The organism is Citrobacter sp. TBCS-14 (assembly GCF_005280805.1).
GTDB lineage: Bacteria > Pseudomonadota > Gammaproteobacteria > Enterobacterales > Enterobacteriaceae > Citrobacter > Citrobacter gillenii.
The window spans coordinates 1-520 of sequence record NZ_SZWM01000714.1 but is presented as its reverse complement, the minus strand read 5'-3'; the positions used below and the strand labels follow the sequence as shown (position 1 = coordinate 520).

The following is a 520-nucleotide window of genomic DNA, read 5'->3' as shown; positions in this document are numbered from 1 at the left end:
CATTTTTTCGCGTTTTTCCACGCTTTCCGCGGTTTCTTCATACAGCATAACGGCTTCAGTTGCCGGGCGACGCTGCTCGCTAATGGCTTTAATAATGACCGTNGGTGAGGGTGGCATTCAGCTCGACAATCTTGCTCGGCTTACTGCGCTGCCCGTTGTAATGCACCTTACCGCCTTCAACCATTTCGCGAGCTATCGCACGCGTTTTATAAAAACGCGCAGCCCACAGCCATTTATCCAGCCTGACGTCAACAGGGGGCTTCTCTTTCATGGCATCTCCTTCACATCAGTGAGGGGATCAGTCGGCGGTAGTCATTCAGTGACGGATGGCGTGCATACTGTTTTTCCGCAATACCTGAATCGGGATTGGTCACGCCGAGGCAGTAACGAATGCCGAATTGAGCAGCGGCGTCGAGAATTGGTTCGCTGTCGTCAATAAACAACGTCTTCTCTGCACTCATTCCCGTTTCTTCAGCGACAGCGTGCCATAACCGCTGATCCTCTTTGGGATAACCAAATG

Annotated in this window: 1 protein-coding gene and 1 pseudogene; both read right to left on the bottom strand. The window is 51.8% G+C overall.

The features are described 5' to 3' along the window. A pseudogene (hslR, locus tag FDX22_RS20865) lies at positions 1–271 on the bottom strand (ribosome-associated heat shock protein Hsp15); the annotation flags it as partial. A gap of 10 nt (positions 272–281) precedes the next feature. Further along, positions 282–520 (bottom strand): HAD-IA family hydrolase (locus FDX22_RS20860; protein WP_146717719.1); only part of this gene is annotated, 239 nt, incomplete at its 5' end.